The sequence below is a fragment of the Haloferax sp. s1 genome (assembly GCF_058382125.1).
Window position 1 is genome coordinate 1 of sequence record NZ_JBZRPK010000413.1, and the last position, 4,327, is coordinate 4,327.

Genomic DNA, 4,327 nt, shown 5'->3' on the forward strand with positions numbered 1-4,327 from the left:
GGCGTCGCGTCGCGGGGCGCGCCGCCGTGGCGGGCGGCACCGACGCGTTCGGGCGGGCGCGTAGGGGCGATGAGAATCTGGGCGCTGGTCGCGCCCCCGACGCGGACGGCGCGTCCCGCGGCGGCTTCTGCGGCCGCGGCGCGGCGGTAGGCGCTCCACGCGTTGGAATCGGCGTCGCGGCCGGGACCGCCGAGGTCGCCTTCGATAGCGGACTCGTCAAAGAGCTCGGCGTCTTCGGCGTGGACAGTTACGGGAACGCCAGCCTCGCCGGCGCGCTCGGCGGCCGCAGCGAAGAGGTCGGCGTCGATACCCATGTCGCCGGTCGAATCGGCGAGGAACACTTCGCCGAGGGCGAAAAGCGGGCGTTCGAAGAGGTTTTCGGGGTCCCAGTCGGGCGTGACGCCGCCGTTGATGCCGTAATCGATACAGGAGTTTGCGGCCCGGTCGGCCTTCGCGTCGAATCCGTCGCCGGTCGTCGTCGTCGGGTCCGTATTCGGCTGGTCGGCGACGGTCGTCACGCCGCCCGCGGCGGCGCTCCGAGAGCCGGTTTCCCACGTCTCTTTGTGTTCGAATCCGGGTTCGCGGAAGTGGACGTGAACGTCGATAGCGCCCGGCAGCAACAGATTCTCGTCGGCGTCGAGTACCTCCTCGCCGTCGACGGGGTCGAGGTCGCCTACCGCGTCGATAGCGCCGTCCTCGACGCGGACATCGACCACGCGCCCGTCGGCCAGCGTCGCGTTCTCGATTCGCATAGATGAGGGTGCGACACGCCGGGTTCTAAGTCCGGCGGTTCGGTCGGTGAGAGAATACTATCGACCGCAAGTTCACACCACGTCGTCGGCGTCTTCGACTCGCGTCTCCGCGTCGCCGACGAAGACTGATTCGAGTGCCTGACACACGTCGTCCGAACTCGCTGGACCGCCCGCGGTTGCGACGCTCCCGACCGAGTCGGGGTCGAACGGAACGTCGAGCGCGTCGTAGATTGGGACGAGTATGTCGGCGATTTCGTCGCGGTCGGCGACGACGACGACGCCCGAGACGAGCGCGGCCGACTTCCGGACGCGCTGGGCGATGCCGCAGAGCTTTCCACCCGCTTGAATCGAGTGCTCGCCGGGGCAGTACGACTTCGGCGGTTCGCCTCGTCGGGCGGGGACGCCGAGGGTCCGCAGGGCGCGAACGACGGCGGAAGTGCCAGCTTCGTATCGCTCGTCGAGGCCGGTTCGTGCGTCATCGAGTGGGACCGCGTGGGCGAAGGCGACGGTCGTGCCGGTGTAGGCGACTGCTCTCCCGCCGACGGAGCGCTCGACGGGAGGGAACCCGCGTGCGTCGGCAGCAGCAGCGGCCTCGTCGTATCGCTCGGCGCGGGTGTCTCGCCTGCCGAAAGCAATCTGTCGGTGCGGCGTCCACGCGCGGAAGGCCGGTTCGCCCGTTTCGCCCGCGTCGCGGAGCATGGCCGCGGTGACCCTCCGGTCGGCGTCCCTGTCGGGTCCTCGGCCGCGGATGACGCGCATAGCTATCCGAAATACCTCGACGTACCTAAGAACATCCGTCCCGTCCCGACGACCATGTTGCGTCTGCCGCGGTCGGTCTGCTCTCGCTTCGAGCGTTTTTCGCTCTACAACTCGCCGTATCCCGCCCACGACAGTGGCTGCGCTATCGACCTCTACGTAGCTGCTGACGACCCGGTCGCTCGCTCCCCCGTTGCAGGTGTCGTCCGCGAGGCGCGAACTGTCCGAGCACCGGACAAACCCTACGCTCACGAAGACGAATATCTCATTCTCCTCGACGTGGACGCCGAAGCAACCGGCCTGGACTGGAGCGGTGACTCCGACAGCGACCCACGTACCGGTCTTGTGGCGCGAATTCTCCACGTCGACCCCGACGTCGCAGCGGGTGACGAGGTACAGGTCGGCGATTCGCTCGGCCGACTCGTCCGCTCCGGCTTTTTCGCCCCGTGGGTTTCGAACCACATCCATCTCGGGTTTCGACCGGCGTCGGCGAATCACCATCGCGCTCGCGGGTCGCTGCCGCTTACGGCTGACGTAACCGTCTCACCGCTCGATTGGGATGGCCATGGAACGGTCGTCGATGTGGGCGAGACGTTCGTCGTTCTCGACCGTCCGACTCGAAACGAGGGTGCTGTTGATTCCGGCGAGTATGTCGGCCTCGCCAGCGACGAAGGCGTCGTTCTCGATGGTGGGCTTGCTCACTACGCCGCCGGTGGGACGCTTTCTTCCGCTCCGGACGACACGTCGCTGTCGCTTCTGGGTGCACAAGTCGGACAGACCGTCGGTCGCGACGTTTCGTGGACCGATTTCGACGTGTTTGCCAACGGTGACCGCGTTACGGGGCTGTCGCTTTTCGCTTCGCAAACAGCGTTCGGAACGAAAGTCGTCTGCCCCAACCACGAGTTCGAGATTGGGGACGAGATTACGGTGACGATTCGACCGAGCAACAATCCGATTCGGCTCTGATGATAACTCGACATTTCGTTTCGTAGCTTTTGACAAACATAAAATATAGGTGACATTAGTCAAAAGCTCCAGCAGGCCACGACTGATAGTATTTAAATGACTTTACGGTGAAAGGTGTCACCTCCACAAATAATATCCTCTGTTCGTTCGTGTTTTACACCGTTTGTGAGACGTGATACACAGTTATGTGACGATGCTCTGATTTCTTTCAAAGCTACCACAACCACGAAACGATGACTGATGACCACACCTACGGGTACGAAGTCGAACTGGGACACTCCCTTGACGATTCGTGTCTTAGCCCCGCGTTCGATGACTCCGAACTCGAAATCACGTTCATGGGCTGTGTTCCCGTCTCTGGCGAGCCTGTTCCGTACTTCTTCGCTCGTGGTGCCGGGTCCGATGCAGTCGCCGACCTACTCGAAACGCACGCTGGCGTCAAGGACTTCGAAGTGGTCTCAGACAGTCCCGAGGGGCGACTGTACCGCTGTGAGTGGATGCTCCGAGACGACGGTCTCATCTCGACGATTCAAGAGTGTCGTGGCATCGTCCGGGAGATTGTCGGAACGAAGCACGGGTGGACGCTCTCCGTGTATTTCCCGACGAACGAGCAGACCACTCGATTTCACGACACATGCCTCGAACGGGATATCGATATCGACGTTCGCCGAGTTGAGTCGTCTCGGCTCGACGAACGGCGCTACCCGAACAGTAACCTCTCGGAGAAACAACTGGCCGCGCTCAAACTCGCTTTTACACGGGGGTATTTCGAGACGCCCAAAGAGACAACGCTCAGCGACATCGCAGCCAACCTCGAAATCTCCGAACAGGCGCTGTCACAGCGACTTCGTCGAGGGCTTCGCCACCTCGTCGGCTCGGCAGTCGAGGACCTCGAAGATGACTCGCTAAGTCCGAAATAATGGTGTGTAGTGGGTGTCGTGGCCGGTTACGGGGGACCATGAAGCAGCCGCGATACCGCATCGAAGGCGACCAGCATTCGCCAATAACGATATCGTGCCCATGGCGGGGTGCCACTGACGAACGGACAATAGGCTAGTCTAGTAATATATCTGACCCTTGTTCGGTCAACCTATATTTATGTCTCGTTGAAATAATCGATGTACGACGTGACGAATGTCTTAATTTCGTCGTACGTTGGCGGGGTTCCGTTTCGAACGAAATGTCCAGCAACGGCGTTTCCGACAACCAGTGACTCGGCCCGCCCGAGTCCGAGGACGTGTGCGAGGGCGAGGCCGGCGTTGAAGTGGTCGCCGGAACTCGTCGTGAGTTCCGGGTCGTCAGTTCGAGGGACGCGAACATGTGCAGCACCGTCGTCGTCGACGAGGTGGGCCGCTTCGATTCCGTGGCCGACGAATCGGGTAACACCTAGGTAGTCGAACGCTGCTCGCGTCTCGCGTTCGAAGTCGTCTGCTTCGACACCGGCGAGTTGGGCGAGATACCGCGTCTCGTACCGATTCGCCGAGACGACCACGTCGACCGAGTCGTCCAGCTTTGATACTTGTTCGACTCCCTTGGCGACCACGTCCGGTTCTCGCTTCCGGAGGTCTCCGGGGTCGAGAAGGAGCGTCTCCGGCGGATTCGAGAGCGTCGGCCAGAGGTCTTCTCGAACCCCACGGGTCACGTCCGGGAGAGCAGGCATTTCCGACCAGTACCTCATCCCGGATATTTCCGTCCTGTGCATGAGTTCCAAATTCCGCTCGAGCCCGCCGCGGGATTCGTTGTCGCCCCAATCGACTGCCGTCAGCCCGCCGCATGCGGTAATCAGCTGTTTCCCTTCCTCGAACTCGACGGCGTCGGTGTAGCCCGGTGCTCCGAGCGTTTCTAGCGTGAAG

Annotated in this window: 5 protein-coding genes; 2 read left to right on the forward strand and 3 right to left on the reverse strand. The window is 62.4% G+C overall.

The features are described from left to right. Both QT222_RS05500 and QT222_RS05505 read right to left on the reverse strand, forming a co-directional pair. The coding region (locus tag QT222_RS05500; RefSeq protein WP_491476563.1) for an amidohydrolase family protein at window positions 1–752 on the reverse strand (752 nt) is incomplete at its 3' end. A gap of 72 nt (window positions 753–824) precedes the next feature. Next, on the reverse strand, window positions 825–1,511 hold the full coding sequence (locus QT222_RS05505; RefSeq protein WP_491476564.1) for a lipoate--protein ligase family protein: 687 nt from the start codon (window positions 1,509–1,511) through the stop codon (window positions 825–827). A 54-nt stretch (window positions 1,512–1,565) separates the two neighbouring features. Here QT222_RS05505 and QT222_RS05510 point away from each other — a divergent pair, with 54 nt between their 5' ends. After that, window positions 1,566–2,474 carry a DUF8155 domain-containing protein gene (locus tag QT222_RS05510; RefSeq protein WP_491476565.1) on the forward strand — a complete coding sequence of 303 codons (909 nt, stop codon included), beginning with the start codon at window positions 1,566–1,568 and terminating at the stop codon, window positions 2,472–2,474. A 233-nt stretch (window positions 2,475–2,707) separates the two neighbouring features. Beyond that, the gene (locus tag QT222_RS05515; RefSeq protein ID WP_004059234.1) at window positions 2,708–3,394 is read left to right on the forward strand and encodes a helix-turn-helix domain-containing protein; all 687 of its coding nucleotides are present in this window, start codon (window positions 2,708–2,710) and stop codon (window positions 3,392–3,394) included. 176 nt (window positions 3,395–3,570) lie between these two features. On the opposite strand, the gene khk is transcribed toward QT222_RS05515, so the two are convergent. Further along, window positions 3,571–4,327 (reverse strand): ketohexokinase (gene khk / locus QT222_RS05520; RefSeq protein WP_491476566.1); only part of this gene is annotated, 757 nt, incomplete at its 5' end.